This window comes from Acinetobacter sp. ANC 4648 (assembly GCF_002135345.1).
GTDB lineage: Bacteria > Pseudomonadota > Gammaproteobacteria > Pseudomonadales > Moraxellaceae > Acinetobacter.
The window spans coordinates 249,580-274,329 of sequence record NZ_NEGI01000003.1; the positions used below are offsets into that span (position 1 = coordinate 249,580).

23 protein-coding genes are annotated in these 24,750 nt (G+C 38.0%); 22 read left to right on the forward strand and 1 reads right to left on the reverse strand.

Translation table 11 applies throughout. The features are described from left to right. The first annotated feature begins 1 nt into the window (after position 1). From cyoB to B9T27_RS07310, 11 genes are all read left to right on the forward strand, one after another. A complete protein-coding gene (gene cyoB, locus B9T27_RS07260; protein WP_086206179.1) occupies positions 2–1,990 on the forward strand; it encodes a cytochrome o ubiquinol oxidase subunit I in 1,989 nt (662 codons plus the stop codon). A gap of 4 nt (positions 1,991–1,994) precedes the next feature. After that, positions 1,995–2,612, forward strand: coding sequence for a cytochrome o ubiquinol oxidase subunit III (cyoC, locus tag B9T27_RS07265; RefSeq protein ID WP_086206180.1), 618 nt, complete (start codon positions 1,995–1,997; stop codon positions 2,610–2,612). Further along, a complete protein-coding gene (gene cyoD / locus B9T27_RS07270; protein WP_171263359.1) occupies positions 2,609–2,941 on the forward strand; it encodes a cytochrome o ubiquinol oxidase subunit IV in 333 nt (110 codons plus the stop codon). The genes cyoC and cyoD overlap by 4 nt, the downstream gene beginning before the upstream one ends. Before the next feature lie 10 nt (positions 2,942–2,951). Continuing rightward, positions 2,952–3,830 (forward strand): heme o synthase, encoded by an 879-nt coding sequence (gene cyoE, locus B9T27_RS07275; protein ID WP_086206181.1) that lies wholly within the window; start codon positions 2,952–2,954, stop codon positions 3,828–3,830. Between the two features lie 569 nt (positions 3,831–4,399). Continuing rightward, a complete protein-coding gene (gene rpsF / locus B9T27_RS07280; RefSeq protein ID WP_086206182.1) occupies positions 4,400–4,786 on the forward strand; it encodes a 30S ribosomal protein S6 in 387 nt (128 codons plus the stop codon). A gap of 11 nt (positions 4,787–4,797) precedes the next feature. After that, positions 4,798–5,025, forward strand: a complete 228-nt coding sequence (rpsR, locus tag B9T27_RS07285; RefSeq protein ID WP_004648825.1) for a 30S ribosomal protein S18 — start codon at positions 4,798–4,800, stop codon at positions 5,023–5,025. Positions 5,026–5,034: 9 nt separating this feature from the next. Continuing rightward, positions 5,035–5,481: a 50S ribosomal protein L9 gene (gene rplI, locus B9T27_RS07290; protein WP_086206183.1), complete on the forward strand. Its 447-nt coding sequence runs from the start codon at positions 5,035–5,037 to the stop codon at positions 5,479–5,481. Positions 5,482–5,687: 206 nt separating this feature from the next. Further along, positions 5,688–7,133 carry a replicative DNA helicase gene (gene dnaB, locus B9T27_RS07295; RefSeq protein WP_086206184.1) on the forward strand — a complete coding sequence of 482 codons (1,446 nt, stop codon included), beginning with the start codon at positions 5,688–5,690 and terminating at the stop codon, positions 7,131–7,133. A 301-nt stretch (positions 7,134–7,434) separates the two neighbouring features. Beyond that, on the forward strand, positions 7,435–8,502 hold the full coding sequence (alr, locus tag B9T27_RS07300) for an alanine racemase (protein ID WP_086206185.1): 1,068 nt from the start codon (positions 7,435–7,437) through the stop codon (positions 8,500–8,502). A 176-nt stretch (positions 8,503–8,678) separates the two neighbouring features. Next, positions 8,679–9,674, forward strand: coding sequence for a helix-turn-helix transcriptional regulator (locus B9T27_RS07305; RefSeq protein ID WP_086206186.1), 996 nt, complete (start codon positions 8,679–8,681; stop codon positions 9,672–9,674). A gap of 539 nt (positions 9,675–10,213) precedes the next feature. Continuing rightward, a complete protein-coding gene (locus B9T27_RS07310) occupies positions 10,214–11,131 on the forward strand; it encodes a hypothetical protein (RefSeq protein ID WP_086206187.1) in 918 nt (305 codons plus the stop codon). Positions 11,132–11,172: 41 nt separating this feature from the next. On the opposite strand, the gene mnmG is transcribed toward B9T27_RS07310, so the two are convergent. After that, entirely contained in the window at positions 11,173–13,053 is a 1,881-nt protein-coding gene (mnmG, locus tag B9T27_RS07315; protein ID WP_086206188.1) for a tRNA uridine-5-carboxymethylaminomethyl(34) synthesis enzyme MnmG, read from the reverse strand. A gap of 235 nt (positions 13,054–13,288) precedes the next feature. Between mnmG and B9T27_RS07320 the strand changes: the two genes are divergently transcribed. From B9T27_RS07320 to gloB, 11 genes are all read left to right on the forward strand, one after another. Then, complete coding sequence (locus B9T27_RS07320; RefSeq protein ID WP_086206189.1) at positions 13,289–13,549, forward strand: hypothetical protein; 261 nt, start codon at positions 13,289–13,291, stop codon at positions 13,547–13,549. Positions 13,550–13,829: 280 nt separating this feature from the next. Then, positions 13,830–14,711: a bile acid:sodium symporter family protein gene (locus B9T27_RS07325; RefSeq protein WP_086206190.1), complete on the forward strand. Its 882-nt coding sequence runs from the start codon at positions 13,830–13,832 to the stop codon at positions 14,709–14,711. A gap of 130 nt (positions 14,712–14,841) precedes the next feature. Continuing rightward, positions 14,842–15,747 (forward strand): 50S ribosomal protein L11 methyltransferase, encoded by a 906-nt coding sequence (gene prmA, locus B9T27_RS07330; RefSeq protein WP_086206191.1) that lies wholly within the window; start codon positions 14,842–14,844, stop codon positions 15,745–15,747. 14 nt (positions 15,748–15,761) lie between these two features. Further along, positions 15,762–16,592 carry a DUF3426 domain-containing protein gene (locus B9T27_RS07335; protein ID WP_086206192.1) on the forward strand — a complete coding sequence of 277 codons (831 nt, stop codon included), beginning with the start codon at positions 15,762–15,764 and terminating at the stop codon, positions 16,590–16,592. Positions 16,593–16,966: 374 nt separating this feature from the next. After that, positions 16,967–17,236 (forward strand): DNA-binding transcriptional regulator Fis, encoded by a 270-nt coding sequence (gene fis, locus B9T27_RS07340; protein ID WP_001086304.1) that lies wholly within the window; start codon positions 16,967–16,969, stop codon positions 17,234–17,236. A gap of 80 nt (positions 17,237–17,316) precedes the next feature. Continuing rightward, entirely contained in the window at positions 17,317–18,891 is a 1,575-nt protein-coding gene (purH, locus tag B9T27_RS07345) for a bifunctional phosphoribosylaminoimidazolecarboxamide formyltransferase/IMP cyclohydrolase (protein WP_086206193.1), read from the forward strand. A gap of 131 nt (positions 18,892–19,022) precedes the next feature. Further along, the gene (gene purD, locus B9T27_RS07350; RefSeq protein WP_086206260.1) at positions 19,023–20,306 is read left to right on the forward strand and encodes a phosphoribosylamine--glycine ligase; all 1,284 of its coding nucleotides are present in this window, start codon (positions 19,023–19,025) and stop codon (positions 20,304–20,306) included. Between the two features lie 417 nt (positions 20,307–20,723). After that, positions 20,724–21,599: a MetQ/NlpA family ABC transporter substrate-binding protein gene (locus tag B9T27_RS07355; RefSeq protein ID WP_086206194.1), complete on the forward strand. Its 876-nt coding sequence runs from the start codon at positions 20,724–20,726 to the stop codon at positions 21,597–21,599. Positions 21,600–21,672: 73 nt separating this feature from the next. Beyond that, positions 21,673–22,698 carry a methionine ABC transporter ATP-binding protein gene (locus B9T27_RS07360; protein ID WP_086206195.1) on the forward strand — a complete coding sequence of 342 codons (1,026 nt, stop codon included), beginning with the start codon at positions 21,673–21,675 and terminating at the stop codon, positions 22,696–22,698. Then, positions 22,695–23,390 (forward strand): methionine ABC transporter permease, encoded by a 696-nt coding sequence (locus tag B9T27_RS07365; RefSeq protein WP_086206196.1) that lies wholly within the window; start codon positions 22,695–22,697, stop codon positions 23,388–23,390. Before B9T27_RS07360 ends, B9T27_RS07365 begins: the two co-directional genes overlap by 4 nt. Before the next feature lie 221 nt (positions 23,391–23,611). Then, entirely contained in the window at positions 23,612–24,343 is a 732-nt protein-coding gene (gene gloB / locus B9T27_RS07370) for a hydroxyacylglutathione hydrolase (protein ID WP_086206197.1), read from the forward strand. The last annotated feature ends 407 nt before the right edge of the window (positions 24,344–24,750 follow it).

The following is a 24,750-nucleotide window of genomic DNA, read 5'->3' on the forward strand; positions in this document are numbered from 1 at the left end:
CATGTTGTTATTAGGTAAACTCAACTGGGATGCAATCCCAAAAGAGCCGATTGTACTTGTAACCATGGTCATTATGGCGCTTGGGGCAATTGCAGTTTTTGGCGGTATTACTTATTTTAAAAAATGGGGCTACCTCTGGAAAACTTGGTTTACTTCTGTAGACCATAAAAAAATCGGTATTATGTATATCCTTGTATCTGTTGTGATGCTACTTCGTGGTTTCGCAGATGCAATTATGATGCGTCTTCAACTGTTCCTTGCAAAAGGTGGCGGTGAAGGTTACTTACATCCTGACCACTACGACCAGATCTTCACCGCACACGGTGTGATCATGATCTTCTTCGTAGCAATGGGTCTCGTTGTCGGTATGATGAATATCGTTGTACCACTTCAAATTGGTGCACGTGACGTTGCATTCCCATTATTAAACTCTGTAAGCTTCTGGCTATTTGCTGGTGCTGCTGGCTTAATGATGGCATCACTTGTATTAGGTGAATTTGCCGCAACAGGTTGGATGGCTTACCCTCCACTGTCAGGCATTCAATATTCTCCTGGTGTAGGTGTTGACTACTATATTTGGGCACTGCAAATTTCAGGTCTAGGTACGCTCTTAACCGGTGTTAACTTCTTTGTTACCATCATTAAAATGCGTGCGCCTGGCATGAGCCTAATGGATATGCCGATCTTTACTTGGACTGCACTTTGTACAGCAGTATTGATCATTGCCTCTTTCCCTGTATTAACTGCAACAATTGCAATGTTAACACTTGACCGTTACTTCGACTTCCACTTCTTCACCAATGAGCTTGGCGGTAGCCCAATGCTGTATGTGAACTTGATTTGGACTTGGGGTCACCCAGAAGTTTACATCTTGATTTTACCTGCTTTTGGTATTTTCTCTGAAGTAACCTCTGTATTTAGCCGTAAATCATTGTTTGGTTACAAATCAATGGTATATGCAACTATCGCGATCACAGTTCTTGCGTTCGTGGTATGGGTTCACCATTTCTTCACCATGGGTGCAGGTGCTAACGTTAATGCGTTCTTCGGCATCATGACCATGGTTATTGCAATCCCGACAGGTGTGAAAATCTTCTCATGGTTATTCACCATGTATAAAGGTCGTATCACTTTTACCACCCCGATGTACTGGACACTTGGCTTCCTGATTACCTTCGGTATTGGTGGTTTAACGGGTGTGTTAATGGCTGTTCCACCAGCTGACTTCTTGGTACATAACTCACTATTCCTAATTGCTCACTTCCATAACGTAATTATTGGTGGTGTTGTATTTGGTATGTTTGCGGGTATCACGTTCTACTGGCCAAAAATGTTTGGTTGGAAGTTAAGTGAAGCTTGGGGCAAAGCATCTTTCTGGTTCTGGTTCTTCGGTTTCTATTTTGCATTCATTCCACTTTATATCCTTGGCTTCATGGGTATGACACGTCGCTTGAATACTTATGACAATCCAGAATGGGATCCGTACTTGGCGATTGCTTTCTTCGGCTCTGTATTGGTTGCAATTGGTATTGCATGTTTCCTTATGCAAATTATCGTTGGCTACTTACAACGTCATGACAACATGGACCACACAGGCGATCCATGGGATGCACGTACACTTGAATGGGCAACTTCATCTCCTGCTCCGTTTTATAACTTTGCTGAAGTTCCAAATGGTAACGGTATTGACCGTTTCTGGACTGACAAAGAAAATGGTGTAGCATATGCGCGTCCAACTAAGTACGAAGACATTCACATGCCTACAGACCGTGCTGCTGGTTTCGTTATTGCAATGTTCCTTACCACAATGGGCTTCGCTTTAATCTGGCACATCTGGTGGTTAGTCGTAATTACTTTCCTTGGCGCTGTGATCAGCTTCATCGTAAGTTCATTCACTAAAAAAGTGGATTATTACGTACCTGCTGCTGAAGTAGAACGTATCGAAAACGAACGTTATGCTTTACTTGAAAAACACTTGAAGAAGGACTAAGGATATGGCTGAAGTACTTCATCACGACAACCACGGACACGATGAACATCATCACGATGATACGGACATCACCGTCTTTGGTTTTTGGACCTATTTGATGAGTGACTTGATTTTATTCGGTACACTCTTCATCGCGTTCGCTGTATTAAGCAGTCATATTCCAGCTGGAACACCAAGCCCTAAAGAGCTTTTTGGTGACACATTAGGTTTCGTTTTAACTGAAACTTTTGCGCTCCTTATCTCTTCTGTAACCTTTGGTTTTGCAGTACTTGCTTCTTACAAAAAAAATGTTAACCAAGTAATTTTGTGGCTTATCGTTACATTTATTTTTGGTGCATCATTCATCGGCATGGAACTTTATGAATTTAATCATTTAGTTCATGCTGGTCATGGTCCAACCCACAGTGCGTTCTTATCTGCGTTCTTTACTCTTGTAGGAACACACGGTATCCACGTAACATCTGGTTTGGTGTGGATGATCATATTAATGGTGCAAATCAAAAAATATGGTTTAACCACTGCAAACACGCGTCGTCTCGCATGTTTAAGCTTGTTCTGGCACTTCCTTGACATCGTGTGGATCTGCGTATTCAGCGTAGTTTACTTGTTAGGAGTTGTATAATGAGCCATGATCATAATGCCGCTGGTGCATCTCACGGTAACGTTAAGCAATATACTATCGGCTTTATTCTTTCAGTTTTATTGACTATTGTTCCATTCTATATGGCAATGCATACTGAAGATTTTAGCCGTGGTGCTATTATTGCGACAATTGCGATTACCGCAGTTGCTCAGGTACTTGTACAGTTAGTGTTCTTTTTACACATGAACTCGTCATCTGAACAACGCTGGAACGTGATTGCATTTATCTATACGATTCTAACTATTGCGGTACTTTTAGTTGGTTCAGTATGGATTATGAATTACTTACATTCAAACATGATGATCTAAACTGATCATTATGTTTAAAAAGTATTTATTCCTGACTAAACCAGGAATTCTCTTTGGTAACTTTGTTACCACTTTGGGCGGCTTTTTCTTAGCCGCTCAAGGTTCAGTAGATTTCCTTCTCCTCCTGATTACCTTACTTGGTACAACACTTGTGGTTGCCTCTGGTTGCGTCGTCAATAACGTGATTGATCAAGATATTGATCAAAAAATGCAACGGACGATGAATCGAGCATTAGTCCAAAAAACCATCAGTCCAACCATAGCATTGGCCTTTTCTGCAGTCCTTGGTTTGATCGGCTTCGGCTTATTATGGTTTTTTGTTAATACTTATGCCTTTGGTTTCGCAGTACTGGGTTTTGTGGTTTATGTGATTTTTTATAGTCTATGGAGTAAACGTACCACCATCCACCAAACAGTGATTGGTAGTATTTCTGGCGCAAGCCCTCCTGTGATTGGTTATACTGCTGTTTCGAATGAATTTGATGTTGCCGCTTTGCTAATCTTTTTAGCGTATGCTCTTTGGCAAATGCCACATTCATGGGGAATTGCAATATATCGTTTCGATGACTATAAAAATGCAGGCATTCCAATTTTACCTGTCGCACGCTCCATCTATCGAACCAAAGTTGAAAGTTTGATTTATGTTTTGTTATTTGCTGCAGTGTTAAATGGATTGTATTGTTTTGGCTATACCAATGTAATCTTTCTGATTATTTTTAATGCACTGAGTGCTTATTGGGTTTATTTATCGATTATCGGCTTCAAAGCTGAAAATGATCAAATTTGGGCAAAACGCTATTTCTTATATTCTGTAATCTTAATTACAGCACTGAGTTTTAGTTTTAGCTTTAGCTACGTCTCTCCTGCACCACATCTGCCAATTTTCTAAAAAAAAAGATAGAGTTCTCTCTATCTTTTTTTCATCTATTATATCCATCCTTTTTCTTTTCTAATGTTAGCGGATTATTTTCATATAATCTAAATAAAACAACATGTAAAATATGCTAACTTTTTCACAGCAACTAACTACATACAGAATACCAACACCTGATGATGATTTATAATTCAGAGAAAATACTCTAGTCTCTCGCACCACATTAAAATTAAGCAGATTATTTTAAAAAAATCATCGAAAATATTACAATCAATTTTAAAGCTCTAGCAAAATACTTCGCATATAGCTAATCTACGTAGCCTCATATACCTGGTTACTTATCTTGTCACCAAAATTTAAATTGATTAACAGAGCCACTCTAAATAAAAGAATGCAGTCGATATTTCAAATACCTAGCCTAAAGTTATACAACAAATATTCTGAATAAGATTGCTAAAAAACGCCATATTCCTTATAATCAGCGCTCGCAATTTTTGCGGCTCAGCCAATGTATTTTGGTTGTGACTCCTTGCTTCAAGTTTTATTTTAAAATTTGAGGCTGCATAAACCGTAAGGAGCTGACAATGCGTCACTACGAAATCGTAATTCTGGTACATCCAGACCAAAGCGATCAAGTTGTAGGAATGGTAGAACGTTACATTTCTCACATCAAAGATGCTGAAGGTCAAATTCACCGCTTAGAAGATTGGGGCCGCCGTCAATTGGCTTACCCAATTAACAAAATTCATAAAGCACACTACATTTTAATGAACGTTGAATGTGGTCAAACTACGCTTAATGAATTAGAAGAATTGTTCCGTTATAACGATGCAATCCTTCGTAATGTTATTATTCGTCGTGAAAATGCAATCACTGAAGAGTCATTGCTTGCTAAAAGTGCTGAAGAAAAGCGTGCGCGTAAAGCTCAACGCGAAGAAGCACAACAAACTCAAGACTCTGCTGAAGCTTAAGGAGAACATAAATGGCACGTTTTTACCGTCGTCGCAAGTTCTGCCGCTTTACAGCTGAGAAAGTTGCATACATCGACTACAAAGATATCGATACTTTAAAACAGTACATTACTGAAAACGGCAAAATTGTTCCTAGCCGTATTACAGGTACTAAAGCTCGTTACCAACGTCAATTAGCGCTTGCTATTAAACAAGCTCGCTACTTGTCATTGATCCCTTACACTGACAATCATAAGTGAGGTTGAGCTGTGGATATTATTTTATTACAACGCATTAAAAACCTTGGTAAATTAGGCGATAAAGTTTCAGTTAAAGCTGGTTACGGCCGTAACTTCCTTATCCCTCAAGGTAAAGCAGTTGCTGCGACTGAGTCAAACACTGCTGCTTTTGAAACTCGTCGTGCTGAACTTGAGAAACAAGAAGCTGAAGTATTAGCTGCTGCTCAAGCACGTGCTGACCAATTGAACGAAGTAAATATTGTAATCACTGCGAAAGCTGGTGATGAAGGTAAATTATTTGGTTCTATCGGTACACGTGACATCGCTGACGCGTTAACCAATGCTGGTCTTACTGTAGACCGTGCAGAAGTTCGTTTACCAAATGGCGCACTTCGTCATACTGGTGAATTCAACATCGCAATCCAATTGCACCATGATGTTGCTGCTGAAGTTCTCGTTACTATCGTAGCTGAGTAATTTTTGCAAAAAAAAGAGCATGCTTTGCATGCTCTTTTTTTATCTGTAAGTTTTAAATTCTTCCATCTTAATTTTATTTTCCAACTCAGTATCACACCTCATTATTGATAAATCTGTTAAGCTCTTCACTCACTTTTGCTTAAATACAAGCAAGTGAGAAAGTACGTATTGAAAATTTATTTTATTATTAAAAATCAAGGTTTTATATGTCTCAGGCACCCGCCCCTGCTTCTACAAATACTTTTAAAACTGATGCAAAAACCAGTAACCCTGCACAGTTAAAGGAATTTCGTACGCCACCGCACAACTTGGCGATTGAACAAGCGGTGCTGGCTGCGCTCATGACAGTTGCCGAATCATTTGAACAAGTCAGTGATGCACTGCATGAAAATGATTTCTATGCGACCCGACATAAATATATTTTCCGTGCGATTGAAAAACTGGCTCAAGAAAGCTCACCTTACGATGCAGTATTGGTAAATGATTGGCTAATCAAACAAAACTTACTCGACGCAATCGGCGGTGAAGAATATTTAATGCAATTGATGGCAGATTCGCCATCCAGTTTCTATAACCTAGAAACCTATGCCCATAAAATTCGTGAATTTTCAACACTCAGAAGCATGATTAAAGTCGGTAATGAAATTTTACAAAATGCCTATGACACCAAAGGTCGTGAAGTCAGTGAAATTTTAGATCTAGCTGAAACCAATATTTTTTCAATTGCAGAACAACACAATAATAATGCTAGAGCACAAGGACCAAAAGCTATTTCAGCCGTTGTTGCTGATGTATTTGATAAGCTGAATGAACTTTCACAAATGGAAGGCAGTATTACCGGTTTAACTTCAGGATTTATGGAGTTAGATAACAAAACTTCAGGGATGCAAGCTGGCGACCTGATTATTGTCGCTGCTCGACCATCCATGGGTAAAACCACCTTTGCCATGAATTTAGTGGAAAGTGTCTTATTCAACTGCGACCTACCAGCCTTGGTATTCTCAATGGAGATGCCCGCAGATTCCATCGCTATGCGTCTGATTTCTGCCTATGGTAAAGTCCATCAAGGTCATTTACGTTCAGGTAAATTGGATGGAGAGGAATGGTCTAAGGTCACTGGAACCATCTTACAATTACAAGAGAAGCATCTTTATATCGACGACTCCTCCGCTCTACCACCCACCGAATTGCGTTCACGCGCACGTCGTATTGCCAAACAACACGGTGGTAAGCTTGGCTGCATTATGGTCGACTATCTACAATTAATGAAAGTCCCTGGAATGGGTGACAACCGTGTCGGTGAGATTTCAGAAATTTCCCGTAGTTTAAAAGCCTTAGCAAAAGAAATGATGTGCCCAGTCATTGCACTATCTCAGTTAAACCGTGCTTTGGAGAACCGCCCAAATAAACGTCCTGTGATGTCCGATTTACGTGAGTCAGGTGCGATCGAGCAGGATGCTGACTTAATCATGTTCATTTATCGTGACGAAGTCTACAACAAAGAATCCAAAGAGGCTGGCACGGCTGAAATTATCATTGGCAAGCAACGTAATGGTCCAATTGGGACAGTCCGATTGGCATTTGAAGGTCAATACACTCGTTTTAGTAATTTATCACCTGAGTATTATTCTCAATACAATGATGATGAATAAACTAAAAGTGATGTAAATAAACGGACAGAAATTTGTCCGTTTTTTAAAGTCATTTTTAGAATTTAGATTTTTAAATTACATCCAATTCAACCTAATTCCTATCAATGAATACTGAATAAAATACCCTTTAAACTCATGTCCATTCTTACCCGATAGGACTACAATAATTACTCATTTCCTCCAATGTAAGACTGATCTTTCTTGATTGAATCTTCATTTTAAATTTTCTCAACCGACAAAGTATGACTAGCATTTTATTATCTAGTTTTAAGCATTTGTAATTCTTTAAGGAGCCACAAGGGTGCGCCAAGCAACAGTTTATATTGACCAAGCAGCACTTCAATATAATTTTAACCGTGTCAAACAACTTGCCCCAACCGCTAAAATCGTCAGCATGGTGAAAGCCAATGCTTACGGACATGGAATCAAAGACTGTCTCGCAGCCTTAAGTTCTACAGATGCATTTGGTGTGGCTTGCTTAGAAGAAGCCTTAGAAATTCGCAATCTAGGATACGCACAGCCCATCACACTGATTGAAGGTGCATTTTCTGAAAATGAAATGACCATTGCCATCAACAATAACATTGACGTTATCGTACATCACCAACTTCAAGTTAAATGGTTACTGACACATAAAGCCGCATACCAAGCCAAAAATCTAAAAGTTTGGGTCAAACTGAATAGCGGCATGAATCGCCTAGGCTTTAAATTTCCAGAAATTATCAATATTATTCATACACTGAAAGCGGAAGGATTCACCTGCGTATTGACTATGCACTTTGCCAATGCTGATGCCGATAATCACCCATTAAATGAACAACAAAAAAATCAGTTTTTACAGGTTAAAGAAGTCTGCGCACCTATAATGGGTTCATGTTGTAATTCAGCAGCTATTTTTAAATGGCCTGAATTAAATTTCGATTTTGTTCGCCCTGGGATTATGCTTTATGGTGCATCACCATTTGCCGATCAATCTGTACACGAACTGGATCTGCAACCCGTGATGACCTTTACTGCTGAAATTATTGCATTGAATCACATTCAAGCCGGTGAAAATGTTGGTTATGGCTCAACCTTTAGTGCAGAACAAGCAACAGACATTGCAATTGTATCAGTGGGTTACGGCGACGGCTATCCGCGAGCATTTATCCAACCAAACTATGTTGCAATTAATGGACACCCCACACGGATCATTGGTCGAGTTGCAATGGATATGATTGCCATTGATGTCACTGACCTAAATGCCACATTAGGCACAGTAGTTGAACTCTGGGGCAAAGATCGATTGGTAGATGATGTCGCAGAGGCCAATGGCACTATTGGCTATGAACTCCTTTGCCGTTTAAGCAGCCGCCCAGTTCGCAGATAAACCAGAAGATTTAAAAAATCCAAGTATTTACTTGGATTTTTATTTCATTTAATCCAAGCTCAACTCTACAAAATATAAATAGCTGATGATGATAGTTCTTGCGAAATGTCAGGATATTTTTTATTGTGTAGCAGCACCATTCCTCTTTTTAACGGTTAACTGATTTTATATTCATTATGTCCTTACAAGAAAAAGAAACCTCAAATAGCCTATATCGTCAATGGCAAATTTTATCCCGTCTTTCCACTGGAAAGTGGTTAGGCACCCGTGAATTACAAGAAAGCTTAGAGCGAGAAGGCATTGAAATTAGTCTACGCACTATTCAGCGTGATTTAAATCAAATTTCTCAGCGCTTTCCAATTGAAAGCAATAAAACGGTACCACAAGGTTGGCGCTGGCGTTCAGATGCCCCTATTCAAAGCCTTCCCCACATGACCAGCTCACAAGCTGTAACATTCATGATGGTAGAAGAACATCTCAAACACCTCCTCCCACCCAGTCTAATTGATGAAATGAATCCTTGGTTTGATTTAGCACGGCGCAGCTTATCAACACAAAATAATGTTCGACAATGGATTAATCGAGTTCGAATTGTACCTGCCAGTCAACCTGTGATTCCACCAGTCGTTGAACGCCAAGCACAACAAGCCATTTATGAAGGACTATTACAAGATAAGAAAATTGAATGTATTTATCGTGCGCGTGGACATCAAGGCGAAGAAAAAAACTACACCTTAAACCCACTGGGCTTGGTTCAAAAAGGTGCCATCATTTATCTAATTTGCACCCGTTTTGATAAATCTGAAGTACAAACCTTTGCCTTACATCGGTTTAAATCAGCAATTGTTTTAGACTCTCGCGCCCTACATCCAGTTAATTTTGATATTGATGTTTATATTGATTCTGGTGCACTTGGTTTTAGAGTTGATTTTTCTAAACCGACAGCAAATATTGAATTAAAGCTACTCATGAATGAAGATGATGCTATATATTTCACCGAAAGCCAGCTCAGTCAAGCGCAAACTATTGAACAACTCACCCCTGAGCTTTATCAAGTTAGCGCCAATGTTCCATTTACATCACAATTGGTGTGGTGGCTGAGAAGCTTTGGTAAAAAACTGATTCGGATCGAACCTGTTGAAGTTTTTAATGCTGTGCATGAAATTGAATAATATTAGAGAATAAAAAAAGAGCCATTGAGGCTCTTTATAATTTTATGACTATATTGCTATGCTTATTATCGTTGTCGCCTCTATAATTCAAGTTGCACTCTATTTCCCCCAATACAACTTGAATGTGTCTTAATTAAAAAGTGTTGATACATCACATCGTACAGCATGCGAGTTCACCACTATTATAACGGATAGCTTTCATTGTCATGGCTTTACCTCTGGTTTTGAATGTAAAATCAATATAACGGTGATTTTTAAAACTTAAAAATAATTAAAACTGCTTTCTTTTTCAGCATTTCTGTTTAGAAATATTTTTTATAAAGTTAGATCACAACTAAAATTTAAAATATTTCAAACACATCACTCTATTATTTTATCACAATACTTTACCACTCTAAATTATTGATTTTGAAAAATATTATAGCATTATAAAAACAAGGTGCTGGTAAATTAATCTATCCATTTTATATTTAGTTAATGTAACTAAATATAAAATCATGTAATGTTATAAATATGAAAAATCTAAAAATAGTCTACAAATGAATAAAATCTTAATTTCTCTTCTTTCTTTTCCTATGTTGCTGACTGCTTGCGGTGAAAATAGTTCAAATTTAGGAAATGAAAACCAATCTAAAAGAGAAAATAAAGTTATTTCTCGGTTAAATATTTCAGCCGAAAATTCACAACAAAAAGCACTTACAACCCAAGTAATAAGTACCGATGATACTCAGCCTGTGTATCGCTACGCTCAATTAATTGATCTCGATAATGATAGCTTATTAAAGAGCTATCAAGTCACCTATAACTTTAAGGTTGATCATGATTACTCACTTGTAGTTTTTTTTGATGGGTCAAAAAGTCAACCCTCAAAAATACAATTATGGATAAGTACTAAAACCCCTGAATTATCTGAACTATTTACTTGTGGAGATAAACAGTATCCAACATGTGAAAATATTTTATTTGATGTAGATCATAAAACAGGTCATAGTAAAATCAATTTTAATCAAACGAAAATTTATGATTACGATAGGAAAGTATTAACTTTATCAGGTGTAATTTTAGGTCAACTCCAACAAAATCCAACACTTGTTAAATTACCAACATCAGGTATATACGATGCTACATATCAACTATCAAATAATCCTCAATATATTCCGATGACCCATTCCAATTATAAATATTACATTTTTACTAACCATAATATTAATGAGTTTATTACCTCAAACTCTTTTTTCGATAACACTGTCTATATCAAAACTGTCAACAACTTAGTTAATGATGTGTGGTATAGACCATCAATGGAATATCCTTTATCACTCTGGAGTCGTGAAAATAATACTAATCTTCAAAATACTTCATACAATTCAATTAATTTAACGGTAAGTTTTAATCAATTTAAATTAAGTAATGAAAATTATCCTGACTTATTCATAAATGGAACTATCGGACCATAAAAAAGCCTACTTAAGCAGGCTTTTTTTATGGTTTTAAATGATCATGCAGATTTTTTCGCTTGATTATTCTTACGAATAGTAATCATGACTAACTGTACTGCAGCAGGTGTAACACCTGGAATACGACTTGCTTGCGCTAAAGTCTCAGGTCGTACATCTTTCAGCTTCAATGTAATTTCACGCGACAAACCTGATACGATGTCATAATCAAAATTAGCAGGAATTTTCGTATCTTCAAGGCGTTTCATCTGTGCAACATCTTCATGTTGACGGTTGATATAACCTGCATATTTCACTGCAATTTCAATTTGCTCGCCCACAAAAGCAGAAACTTCAGAACCTGTAAGTTCCGCAATTTGAGCAAAATTAATATTTGGACGTTTCAATAAATCAATCGCAGAACATTCTTTAGAAAGATCTGCACCCGTCATTTCAACGAATTTTTTACCCATTGGATTATTCGGTGCAGCCCATAAATGCTGTAAACGACCCGTTTCTTTCTCTACTGCTTCTATTTTTTCACAGTAAGCTGCCCAACGCGTATCATCAACCAAACCAAGCTCACGGCCAATTGCAGTTAAACGCTGATCTGCATTGTCCTCACGTAACATCAAGCGATATTCCGCACGCGAAGTAAACATACGGTAAGGTTCTTTCGTACCTAACGTAATCAAATCATCAACCAACACACCCATATACGCTTCATCACGTTTAGGTGTCCATTGCTCTTGATCCCATGCACGACGTGCAGCATTTAAGCCTGCAAGCAAACCTTGAGCACCTGCCTCTTCATAACCTGTCGTACCGTTAATTTGACCAGCAAAATACAGGTTATTAATGGCTTTGGTTTCTAAAGAGAACTTCAATGCTTGTGGATTAAAGTAGTCATACTCGATCGCATAACCTGGACGCAGAATGTGTGCATTCTCCATACCACGAATTGAACGCACCAATTCAAACTGAACATCAAAGGGCAAAGATGTCGAAATACCATTTGGATAAAGCTCGTGTGTTTCCAAGCCTTCTGGCTCAAGGAACACTTGATGTGAATCTTTATCCGCAAATTTATGAATTTTATCTTCAATAGATGGGCAGTAACGTGGACCAACCCCTTCAATCACACCTGTGTACATTGGTGAACGATCTAAACCACCACGAATAATTTCATGAGTACGCTCATTGGTATGAGTGATATAACAATTCACTTGTTCAGGATGCATAGAAGCATCGCCCATGAATGACATGGTTGGCGATGGAAAATCACCCGGCTGTGGTGTCATTACAGAAAAATCAACAGAACGCGCATCAATACGTGGCGGCGTACCTGTTTTTAAACGACCCACTGGAAGATTTAACTCACGTAAACGTGCAGCCAATGAAATTGACGGTGGATCACCCGCACGACCACCACTCGATTTTTCGAGTCCTACGTGAATCACACCACCTAAGAATGTACCTGTTGTTAGAACTACGGTTTTCGCATCAAAGCGAATCCCCATCTGAGTCACAACACCTTTAACGGTATCGCCTTCTACAATGAGATCATCGGCAGATTGCTGAAAAATATCTAAGTTGGCTTGATTTTCTAGGGTTTCTCGAATTGCTGCTTTAAAGCGTACACGGTCAGCTTGGGCACGTGTTGCACGTACTGCTGCACCTTTACGAGAATTCAAAATACGGAATTGAATGCCGCTCTTATCCGCAGCCAACGCCATTGCGCCGCCTAAAGCATCAATCTCACGGACTAAATGTGATTTACCAATACCACCGATGGCTGGATTACAGCTCATCTGCCCTAAAGTCTCGATATTATGGGTTAGAAGTAAAGTCTGTCGGCCCATACGCGCCGCAGCAAGCGCTGCTTCCGTACCTGCGTGACCGCCACCGATAACAATGACATCGTAAACTTTAGGATAATGCATAATGGTTTGAGCGATAAAAAAAATGACTGCATATTATAGCAAAAAATTAGCTTGTCTTATATTTGTTTTTCAAAATTGTCTACACAAAATAGACAACTGCATACATTGTTATGACAATTCTCACTATGAATATCACCTTAAAATAGATTAACTTTTAAGCTGATGATTCATAAAATATAATTATCAACCGTTCCCAAACCTCAACAATCATCCAACTTTATAAAAGGATATTGTAATGAAAAATATTGCATTAAAAGCGTTTTCTATTTCACTCATGTGTTTAATGAGTTTTACTTATGCCAATGCTGCTCAACACAAAACAAGTAAAACTGAAACACATAATGCGATGACCCAGCTTCAAATGAAAGTCTGTCACAAGAAAAAACAAGGTGAATGGGTCTCTTACAACTACAAAGGTGTGCTATACAATGGTACCTGCCAACCGAACGCGCATGGCAAACTACAATTCATGCCACCAGCTCCACATCAAAGTTAGCACCTAACCGCTGCACTGTAATTAACCTTAGAAAAGTGGTTATATGCATATAACCACTTTTCTATTTAATAATTTATGTAGACCATTAAAAATTAAGACCATCCAAAATCAGCGAACACATTTATTGATTATTCATATCAAACCATCGTCTTAATTAAAAACCTGAAATATCCTTCAAGTGAGTATCGCGATTTATAATTAATATATTTGCAAGTTTAAAAAAAACACATATATTCAAAGAATAAGAAAATAATTTTTAAGATAATAAAGGATAAAAAGTATGGATTCAGGGATTATTACCATATTACTTCCCTTAGCACTGGCAATTATTATGGTCGGCTTAGGGTTAGAACTTACTCCAAAAGACTTTGCACGGGTTACTCAACACCCTAAAGCTGTTTTAATTGCTTTATTCTGTCAGCTAGTGGTGTTAGTCAGCATTGCTTTTGTGATCTGCAAAGTATTAGCACTTCCTCCACTTCTTGCAGTTGGTTTAATGCTACTCGCAGCCTCACCTGGCGGAAGCACTGCAAATTTATTTAGCTATCTATTTAAAGGTGATATTGCACTGAATATCACATTAACTGCAATTAACTCTGTGGTCGCCGCCTTTACCTTACCCTTAATTGTCAATTTTTCTATTCAACACTTCATGAATGATGGTCAACAAATTAGCTTACAACTCAGTAAAATTTTACAAGTTTTTGCCATTATTATTGTCCCCGTTTGCATCGGCATGCTAATTCGACATTTTGCTCCACGATTTACAGAGAAACTGAACAAACCACTCCGAATTTTTGCCGTGGTGTTTTTAGTTTTAATTATTATTGGTGCAATTACTAAAGAACGACATCAAATTTTAGAATATATAACCCAAGTAGGCCTAGCAACGGTCATTTTCTGTATCTGCAGCTTAATCATTGGTTATTTTGTACCACGCTTTATGGGTATTAATAGTGCACAAGCACGCGCCTGCGCTTTTGAAATTGGAATTCACAACAGTACTTTAGCCATGACCATTGCTTTAACAGTCATGGTCAATTCAACCATTGCCATGCCTGCTGCAGTATATTCAATTTTCATGTATATCTTTGCTGCCATTTTTGGAACCTTATTAAGCAAGTTCACCATGAACAAAAAAATTCAATTACAAACCAACTAGACCTCTCTAGGTTTACCCCCAATAAGAGAATGACTTTAGTCATTCTCTTATTTTTTGCTTGAATATAAGCGAAGCTGCTTGGTTTCCGCTACAATACCCACCAGTTGAAAATATACATTAGGTTATTCTCGTGAAGTGGTTACAAATTCATATTACTGTTGAACAAGCGCAAGTCGATTACACAGAAACACTACTTAACTCTTTAGGTGCGGGCGGTGTAACTTTAGATGATGCTGAAAATCAGGATTTACTTGAACCACTTCCAGGTGAAACACCGCTTTGGAACCATGTCATTGTTACAGGTATCTATGCACAGGAAGATGATGAAGAAATTGATGTTGCAGCACTTGAAACATTTATTCGCACTCAACTACCAGATGCACCTTTACGTCATGAATTCCTAGAAGATCAAGCATGGGAACGCACATGGATGGATGCCTATGAGCCAATTCAGATCAGTGAAAAGTTCTGGATTGTCCCTGAATGGATGGAAGCACCCGATGCCGATGCCGTCAATATTAAACTAGATCCCGGCTTAGCATTTGGTACCGGTAACCATGCGAGCACTTTCCTTTGCCTACAATGGCTCGGAAAAACAGATGTCAAAGATAAAATTGTCATCGACTATGGTTGCGGTTCAGGTATTTTAGGCGTTGCTGCCTTATTATTGGGTGCGAAAAAAGTCTATGCAACGGATATCGACCCTCAAGCCGTACTTGCGACAAAACAAAATGCAGAACTTAACGGTGTTCTTGAAAAATTATATGTTGGCTTACCCGAGGAATTCAATCAAACCTTTAAAGGTAAACAAGCAGATATTCATGTTGCCAATATTCTCGCAGGCCCACTCATGTCACTTGCGAAAGAGTTCTCAACTTTAATTAAATCTGAAGGAGAGTTCGCACTTGCTGGTGTAATTGAAGAGCAAGTTGCTGATGTTTCTAGTGTTTATTCTGAATTTTTTGATATATTAGAAGTCGAAAAGCGTGATGAAAACTGGTACCGTATTTCTGGTAAACGCAAAAGTATCGAATAGAGTAATAGAGACGCATGACTGATAAACAAACCCGCTGCCCAACTTGTAATTCAATCTACAAAGTCACAGTAACGCAACTTACTGTTTCTCAGGGTATGGTTTGTTGCCCCAAATGCTCAACTAACTTTAATGCATTACTCGGTTTAATCAATCAAGAAAGTCAGACTTCTCAAGAGCAAAAATCTGGACTGATTAAATCAGAATATACACCCGAGATAAGCATTTTAGATATATTTAAGCGCAAAACAGAAAATTCTAATATTGATTTAAGAACCTATCTAAATAGCTTAAATCAGTTTAATAGTGAACCCTTGCAAAACATTCCTGCTTTACATTTATCATCTCAATCCAACTCAACAAATCAAAAGCCACAGAAAACCATCAAATACTACCTAATCTGGAGTATTGTTAATCTAACCCTGCTATCCATTTTATGTTTCCAAATTTTATGGTTTAACCCAAAACTAACAGATCAATACTCTGTATTAAACGCTCTGTTTACAAAAACCTGTGCCATTTTAAGCTGCGACACAATGGATCAACGCTATAGCAAAATGGACATAGAACGACTCAAGGTTGAAAAAATTGGTAAAAATAAAACCGAATTTTCCGGTATTTTAATCAATAATTATGAAAAAAGCTTAGCCTTGCCCCTCATTAAAGTCACACTCAAAGCTGAAGGAAAAAATACCACTTCTTATATTATGAACTCATCACAATATCTAAATGGTGGATTGAGTGGAATTAGCCGCATCCCAACAGCGCGCCCATATCGGTTTAAATTTACGATGAATCAAGCAAGAAACTCTTTCGATGATTATGTTTTAGAAATAATTCATCCTTAAAAATAAAAAAATGATAAAAAAATTAAAAAAAATGTAGTTTTCTTGCTCATTTTTTCTTAGACAATGGTATCATACGCGCCACGAAAGCTTTGTCCTGCAAACTCCTCGCAATTTTTCACAAAAAATACAATCTAGTTATGTGCTTTATTACCCATATTGCGCAAGTAGAACGTTTTTTGCGTGAAAGAGCGCTGTAACAAATATTAATCTATTGTTACGCTTATTTTTCGCTCAATTGCTCAAGTTGTGGCAAGCTAATTGTTCTTGTTTTAGAGCCAACCGTTTTAGGATCTGAAACGGAGCTCAAATATTTTTTAGACCTCATTTATATATCACTTTACTCAAGTGGTATTTGATTTTCGGATTAAACTCGCATGAATAGCAAATCTCCTATTTTTACTGCACAATCTGACGTCGCTCTACGTATTCATGTAGATCGCGCAGTTCGCCACTATTTTGCACAATTGCAAGGTGAGCAACCATCTCAAGTATATGACATGGTGCTAGCAGAAATGGAGAAACCTCTTTTATCTGTTGTTCTAGAATATACTCGCGGTAATCAGACTCGTGCCGCAGAGATCCTAGGACTCAACCGCGGAACTTTACGTAAAAAGTTGAAAGCTCACGGTTTAATGAGTGAATAAATGCTAAAATGCTCACGCCGTGGGCATTTTTTATGCCTATTTGTTTTTAATCCAGACCTTTAATATTGTTGACGAAACTCATGACTATTAAACGCGCTTTAATCTCTGTATCTGATAAGACAGGGATCGTTGAATTTGCTCAAAACCTAGTGAATCTTGGGGTAGAAATTTTATCTACAGGTGGGACATATAAGTTGCTTAAAGACAACAGTGTCGCTGTCGTAGAGGTTTCTGAACACACAGGTTTTCCTGAAATGATGGATGGTCGTGTCAAAACACTACATCCAAAAATTCATGGTGGTATTTTAGCGCGTCGTGGTCTAGACGAAGCTGTAATGCAAGAACACGATATCGATGCAATCGATTTGGTTATTGTGAACCTTTATCCATTTGCTGCAACTGTGGCGAAACCAAATTGCTCACTTGCTGATGCGATCGAAAATATCGACATCGGCGGCCCTACAATGGTTCGTGCTGCTGCAAAGAATCATGCCTCTGTGGGTATCGTGGTGAATGCCTCTGATTACGACACCGTGATTGCTGAAATGAAAGCAGATGGTACGCTATCTTATGCGACTCGTTTTGACTTAGCCGTTAAAGCATTTGAACATACTGCCCAATATGATGGCATGATCGCTTCTTATTTAGGTGCTCGTGTTGGTAAAGAAGAAGGTCAAGCAGATAAATTTGCACGTACCTTCAACACACAATTGAATAAAGTTCAAGACTTACGCTACGGTGAAAACCCACATCAATCTGCGGCATTCTATGTGGAAAGCACAGCAACTGAAGCGTCTGTTGCAACTGCAAAACAGTTACAAGGCAAAGAACTTTCATATAACAACATTGCAGATACCGATGCAGCACTTGAATGCGTGAAATCATTTGCTAAACCCGCCTGTGTAATTGTTAAACATGCCAATCCATGTGGTGTTGCAGTATCTTTAGATGGTCTTCATACGGCTTATGACTTGGCGTATGCAACTGATCCTGAATCGGCATTTGGTGGCATTATCGCATTTAACCGCGAGTTAGATGTTGCGACTGCTCAAGCGATTGTAGACCGTCAATTCGTTGAGGTGATTATCGCACCAAGTATTGCTGATGGCGTACTTGAAGTAACTGGCGCGAAGAAAAACGTCCGAGTTCTTGTATGCGGTGAACTTCCTGCGATTGATGCACGTCAAACTCAGCTTGACTACAAACGTGTCAATGGCGGTTTATTGGTTCAAGACCAAGACTTAGGCATGATCACAAAAGATGACCTTAAAGTAGTCACCAAAATTGCACCTACCGAAGCAGAAATTGATGATTTGATCTTTGCTTGGAAAGTTGCGAAATATGTTAAATCAAATGCAATTGTCTATGCCAAAAATCGTCAAACTATTGGTGTTGGCGCTGGTCAAATGAGTCGTGTCAATTCTGCTCGTATTGCCGCAATTAAAGCCGAACATGCTGGTTTAGTGGTTGAAGGTGCTGTTATGGCATCTGATGCATTTTTTCCATTCCGTGATGGGATTGATAACGCTGCGAAAGCAGGAATCAAATGTATTATCCAACCGGGTGGTTCTATGCGTGATGAAGAAACTATTGCAGCGGCTGATGAAGCAGGCATTGCTATGGTCTTCACGGGCATGCGTCACTTCCGTCATTAATTGATGGAATCCCGGCTGTAATGACAAAGTCATACATGTGGTTTAAAACAGATTTCTAAATCTGACATAAAGTCCTCGCCCATTTTGGGTTGAGGACTTTATGTCATTTTCGATTCATGGAGTATGAAGCGATGAATATTTTAGTATTGGGTAATGGTGGACGCGAACATGCACTCGCATGGAAAATCGCACAAGATGATAAAGTCGCAAAAGTATTTGTAGCACCAGGTAATGCAGGCTCTGCAACTGAAAATAAATGCAAAAATGTCGCTTTAAATATTTTAGACAATGCTGCGATTATCGACTTTGCAAAGAGCAATGCGGTTGATTTAATTATCGTTGGTCCTGAAGCACCACTTGTGAATGGTGTTGTCGATGCCTGCCGCGCCGCGGATGTTAAAGTTTGGGGCCCTACCCAATTTGCAGCACAACTCGAAGGTTCAAAAGCTTTCGCGAAGCATTTTTTAAAACGCCACAACATTCCAACAGCGTTTTACGATGTCTTTACCGAAGTAGATACAGCTAAAGCATTTGTTGAAAAAAATGGTGCACCAATCGTGATTAAGGCAGATGGTCTTGCTGCCGGTAAAGGCGTGATTGTTGCCATGACCAATCAAGAAGCATTTGATGCAATTGATGACATGCTCGCAGGCAATAAATTTGGTGATGCTGGTTCTCGTGTTGTCATCGAAGAGTTTCTAGATGGTGAAGAAGCTTCTTTCATTTGTATGATTGATGGCAAAAATATCTTGCCTATGGCAACCTCTCAAGATCACAAACGTATCTTTGAAGGTGACCAAGGCCCAAATACTGGCGGTATGGGAGCTTACTCACCTGCTCCAGTAGTGACTGCTGAAGTTTTCGACAAAGTCATGAAAGAAGTAATGCGCCCTACTGTGGATGGCATGGCCGCTGATGGTCATGTTTATACCGGTTTCTTATATGCAGGCTTGATGATTGATGAACAAGGTCAGCCCCGTGTGATCGAATTTAACTGTCGTTTTGGTGACCCTGAAACTCAACCAATCATGATGCGTTTAAAATCATCTTTGGTGGATTTAGTTGAAGCGGGAATCCAAGGCAACTTACCAGCCGAAGCTGAATGGGATGAACGCAAAACTGTAGGTATCGTACTTGCATCGAAAGGCTACCCTGAAACCTCAAGCAAAGATGATGTTATTTCTGGTTTAGACACAGAAATGACTGATGCAAAAGTGTTCCATGCTGGTACTGCTGTCAATGCAAATGGTGAAATTGTAACGGCAGGTGGTCGTGTTCTTTGCGTAACCGCATTGGGCAATACCATTGGTGAAGCACAAGCTAAAGCCTTAGAACTATGTGAAAAAGTTACTTTTGATGGCGCACAATATCGTAAAGATATTGGTTATCGTGCCATTGCTCGTGAAAACACCTAATCTTTAAAAAAGACTCAAGAAAGGCCTGCTATTGCAGGCTTTTCTATATCTAGTAAGCAGATAAACAATTCATAAATATTTATATATTATGAATAAGTACAAAAATAAATCACAACATTAACTCAGTTTAACAAAAGTACTTGTTTTACATATTGATTTATACAAACCGTTAATTATTAAAGAAAATTGATAAAACTTTTCTAATAAGCCCAACCCTATATCTAATTAAAATTTATTGATATGATGAATAAAATCTTAGAGATGGTTTTAAGGCAGCATAACCAAATTGTCGCTTGGATAGATATTCAAATACATGAATAAGCATAAGCACTTAAAACCAAACTCTGAATCCAAATTATTACTGAAATCGCATTATGGACAATAGAGCATATTGCGCTTTCTGCTCAGGGTTTACACATGAAAAAACTGATTAGCATTCTACTAAGCACCTCTGTATTAACACTTAGCGCATGTAGCAAACAGGAAGCTCCAAAAACAGAACCAGTAAAAGATACAGCTTCAGGTACGTTAACCAAAGTCACACTTGCTTCAAGTGGTTCAGACACTGATATATGGAACTACATTGCAACCTTACCTGAAACTAAACAAGCTGGAATCGATTTAAAAGTTCAAAATTTTACTGACTATGTTTCAATGAACACTGCCGTAGCCAACAAAGAAATTGATGCCAATGCATTCCAATCTTACGCCTACATGATCGCATACAATATGAACAACAAAGATAAGATTGCTCCGCTTGCAACCACTTATCTTGAACCAATGGGTATCTACTCAACTAAGTATAAAAAAGTTGAAGAATTACCAGAGGGTGCATCTATTGCCATTCCAAATGATGCAGCCAATGAAGCTCGTGCATTATTACTCTTACAATCTGCTGGTTTAGTTAAACTCAAAACAGATTTTGATCCTGCGAAAGGCTTACCAAGCGATATTATTGAAAATCCAAAAAAATTAGATATTAAACCTGTACAAATGGCAACAGCAGTACGCGTTAAAAGCGAAGTAGATGCCATCGTATTAGGTAATGTACTTGCAATGGAAGGTGGCTTGAATGTATTAAAAGACTCTATTTTTCATGAGCCTATTGACCAATCAACCAAATTAAATGTCAATATTATTGCGGTTGCAGAGTCTCGCCAAAATGATCCAACTCTACAAAAGTTAGGGACACTTTATCACTCACCTGCTGTTGGAAAATATGTACAAGAACACTTCGGTGGAACTAAAGTTGATGTTAATAAACCTGTAAGCTATCTTACAGAATCAAAATAGTAATATAATCTCTTGAACGAAACAGGCAAAGTGAATTTGCCTGTTTTTTCATTTTTGCATAGTTTTTGACGATATGATTGAATTTAAAAACATTTCAAAACATTATGAGCTTAAAGGTCAAACCTTACACGCACTGGACCAAATTAATTTGGAAATTCCAGCGGGCAGTATTTTTGGCATCATCGGCTATAGTGGTGCAGGTAAAAGTACTTTAATCCGTTTGATTAATTTGCTTGAACGCCCGACTCAGGGTCAAATTATTATCAATCAAACAGATTTTACAGCTCTGGATGCACGCTCATTACGGCATGAACGTGCAAATATTGGCATGATCTTTCAACATTTTAATTTACTGCAAACCAAAACGGTCGCAGCCAATATTGAAATGCCACTCAAACTGCTTGGTATTAGTAAAGCAGAACGTGAAAAACGCTTAAATGAATTACTCGAATTTATTAATCTAAAACATAAAAAAGATGCTTTCCCAGATGAACTATCAGGCGGTCAAAAACAACGCGTCGGTATTGCACGTGCCTTAGCGAATCATCCAAAAATTTTACTCTGCGATGAAGCCACTTCCGCACTTGATCCGCAAACTACTAAGTCGGTTTTAGCATTACTCAAAAAAATCAATCAAGAACAGAATATTACGATTGTCATGGTAACGCATGAAATGGATGTGATTGAATCTATTTGTGATCACGTTGCTGTCATGGAACAAGGCAAGGTGATTGAAACCGGTTCAACCCTTGAAATTTTTAGTCAACCACAGCATCCAACCACCAAAAATTTTATTCAAACTGTTTTACAACAACAATTACCAGTCAATATTTTAAAAAATCTTGACAATCAAAATCACAATAGTATTTATAACCTACAGTTCTTAGGCACATCTGCACAGGAAACTGTAGTGCAAGCAGTGATTAAACAATTCGATATTAGCCTGAACATCCTGTTTGCCAATATGACCGAAATTAATGGCGCGGTTATTGGTCAAATGTTTATTCAATTGCTGGGTGATCCAACTATTATTCAGCAAGCGATTGGATTTTTAGAGCAACATGGCGTGAGAGTTGAACAATCAGGAGTCACCGCATGAGAGATCTCATCGTACAATGGCTGACTGAAGTTACAGCTCCATTTTGGCGCAGCTCACTATCAATTGACCAATTTATCACCGCATTACAAGAAACCATTCACATGGTGTTCTTTGCTATGTTATTTGGCGGAATTTGGGGCTTCATTCAAGCGATTATTCTCTTAGTGACTCGACCTAATGGTATTTTACCTAACAAAATCGTTCACCATGTATTAAATCCAATTGTGAATGCATTACGCTCACTTCCTTTCATTATATTATTGATTGCCGTTATCCCTTTAACTAAATTTTTAGTTGGCACCTCCATTGGCACTTGGGCAGCTATTGTCCCCCTGACCATCTATATTGGCCCATATATGGGTCGTTTGATTGAAACTTCACTCTTGGAAGTCAACGAAGGTATTATTGAATCCGCACAAGCTATGGGTGCCTCACCTTGGCAGATTATCTTTAAATTTATTGTACCTGAAGCACGCAGCTCACTCATTTTAAACCTCACCACTGCTACTATTAGCTTAATTGGTGCAACAGCAATGGCTGGTGCTGTAGGTGCAGGTGGAATTGGTGATTTAGCGATTTCTTATGGTTATCAGCGTTTTGATACCAGTGTGGTAATTCTTACTGTTATTGTACTTTTAATTTTAGTTCAAATTGTGCAAACCTTAGGTGATTGGCTCTCTAAAATGAGATAAGCCTTTAAAGTATAAAAAACCCTCTCCAGAGGGTTTTTTATTGAGTACCATGTCTGCTAGCTCCTCGACTTTTTGACAATTAACTTTCAATCACCAACCATAGTATTAGCACGACAAGAAAACACATTGTTCAATAAAGAAACACCAACCACATCTAGTTTTTAGTGACATGGTAGCTATTTTTTACATACACTGAAATAAAGAATAATGGGAATATAGTAATGACATTTAAAATTCATGTGATCGATGTTCAAAATCAATTACAAAACTACATTTGGCTCCTAGAAGACACTCACAGTCATGATGTGGTGGTAATTGATCCCACAGAAGCACACTTAGTTGAAGAATACTGTCAAAAAAATCAACTAAACCTCAGTCAAATTTGGTTAACACATTGGCATAAAGATCATATCGGCGGTGTTCCCGACTTACTCTCAAATCATCAAATTCCAGTCTATGGCCCACGTGAAGAACTGAGTAAAATCCATGTGATTAGCCACCCATTACAACACGATGATCATTTCCAATTTCATCACCTAAAGATAGAAGTTATTGCCGTTCCAGGTCATACCCTAGGTCATATTGTCTATTTTATTGATGAGCTACAAACTTTATTTAGTGGTGATACTTTATTTGCAATGGGATGTGGCCGTTTGTTTGAAGGGACAGCTACCCAAATGTATCACTCGCTGAATCGCTTAGCTGCCCTACCGCCACAAACCAAAGTCTATTGCACTCACGAATACACCCTATCTAATGCGCAATTTGCACTGCATATTGAACCTGATAATGTAGCCATTCAAAATCGTGCACAACAAATTCAGCTACTTCGTGATCGAGGTGAAATTACACTACCCAGTACGATAGAATTAGAACTCGAAACCAATCCATTTTTACGAGCAGAAAGTGCTGAAGATTTTGCCAAAATACGCCAATTAAAAGATAGTTTCTAATCAATCAAAATGGAAAACCAAGTATTTATTGAGTCACTCGATTCCGTAAATACTTAAAAATTGCTTGATGGAGCTATTTAGCTCAATAAAATTATTCTACTCAACGATTCACAATATTTTTTGATATTTTTACTTACATATAATTGAGCAAGATAGTAACATCCAAACATAAAATAACATACTTCAAAAATAAAGTTCATTAAAAGCCTATTTCTATATTCAGTTAAAAGAAAGTCACCCTAACTATAATACTAACTATTGAATTTTATATATTTATATTTTAATACCAATTTAATCAACGAAAAAAAACTCACTATTCACCATACTATTTAAAGTAATCAATCTTTATTACTGGTTAAAATTTGTAATAAAAAATTATTTTTACACAATCTCCCCTTTAAAAATTC